The 1,134-nt window shown below is 64.8% G+C and carries 2 protein-coding genes and 1 pseudogene; all 3 read right to left on the bottom strand.

Translation table 11 applies throughout. The annotated features are described in order from the left end of the window. Positions 1-641 (bottom strand): NAD(P)(+) transhydrogenase (Re/Si-specific) subunit beta (locus MKD50_RS30415; RefSeq protein ID WP_252669763.1); only part of this gene is annotated, 641 nt, incomplete at its 3' end. Then, a complete protein-coding gene (locus MKD50_RS30410) occupies positions 638-988 on the bottom strand; it encodes an NAD(P) transhydrogenase subunit alpha part 2 (protein WP_252669762.1) in 351 nt (116 codons plus the stop codon). The genes MKD50_RS30415 and MKD50_RS30410, both read right to left, overlap by 4 nt. A 16-nt stretch (positions 989-1,004) precedes the next feature. Then, positions 1,005-1,134, bottom strand: a pseudogene (locus MKD50_RS30405) (NAD(P)(+) transhydrogenase (Re/Si-specific) subunit alpha); the annotation flags it as partial.

The following is a 1,134-nucleotide window of genomic DNA, read 5'->3' as shown; positions in this document are numbered from 1 at the left end:
TCCCACGCCTGTGTCAGGAAGAAGGCGATGCCGAAACCGACCATCGCCACCGCGAGCAGCAGGTTCAGCCAGTGCTGGCCGGCGAACACCACCGGTGCGCCCTGGAACAGGCGGAACTTGTAGCGCCCGGCCAGCTTGCCGAAGGCGATCACCGAGCCCGAGAACGTGATGGCGCCGACAAAGCAGCCAATGAACAGCTCGATCCGGTTGCCGAGCGGGATATCACGCGAACCGGCAGCCGTGATGCCGAACGCGGCGGGCTCCGCCACTGCCGCCACCGAAATAAACACTGCCGCCAGGCCGATCAGCGAGTGCATCGCCGCCACCAGCTCGGGCATCTTGGTCATCTGCACTTTCCTGGCCACGTAGGCGCCGATGCCGCCGCCCACCACCAGCGCGGCCAGTATCAGCGCCAGGCCGGTGCCGGGCGCTGATGCGTCCGCCCCGCCGGACAGCAGCTCGCTCTTCAGCTTGAAGATCAGCGCCACCGTGGTGAGTGCCGCCACCGCCATGCCGGCCATGCCGAAGCCATTGCCGCGCCGCGCGGTGGTCGGGTGGGACAGCCCCTTGAGCGCCTGGATAAAGCAGACGGACGCGCCCAGGTAAGACAGCGTCACCAGATTCATCGACAGGCCGTTCATTGCGCTACCTCCGACAGTTTGCCGCCAGGCTGCCCCTTTGCTTCAGTCTGCGCCTTGGGTGCCTTCTTCCTGAACATCTCCAGCATGCGCTGGGTGACCAGGAAGCCGCCGAACACATTGACCGCCGCCAGCGCTACCGCCAGCGTGCCCATTGCGCGGCCAACATAGCCCTCGGTCAGGCCGGCGGCCAGCATGGCGCCAACGATGATGATGGCCGAGATTGCATTGGTCACCGCCATCAACGGCGTATGCAGCGCGGGGGTAACGGTCCAGACCACGTGGTAGCCCACGTAGATCGCCAGGACAAAGATGATCAGGTTGATCACCGTGTGGCTAACCATTTCCATTGAGGTCTCCTTTGAATCAGCCGGCCAGCGCCGCTTGCTTGCGTCCCGTCATCAGGCAGGCGGCGACGATATCGTCTTCGAGGTTGAGCGTGAACGCGCCGTGCTTGTCGACGACCAGCTTGAGGAAGTCCAGCACGTTGCGAGCG

Origin of the sequence: Cupriavidus mimosae (assembly GCF_023952485.1) — a bacterium.
Taxonomy (GTDB): domain Bacteria; phylum Pseudomonadota; class Gammaproteobacteria; order Burkholderiales; family Burkholderiaceae; genus Cupriavidus; species Cupriavidus taiwanensis_C.
This window is presented reverse-complemented; position numbering and strand designations above follow the sequence as displayed.

What these genes read in the sequence shown, in the direction of transcription:
- MKD50_RS30410 (WP_252669762.1), bottom strand. Translation starts at nt 988, where the DNA reads ATGGAAATGGTTAGCCACACGGTGATCAACCTGATCATCTTTGTCCTG.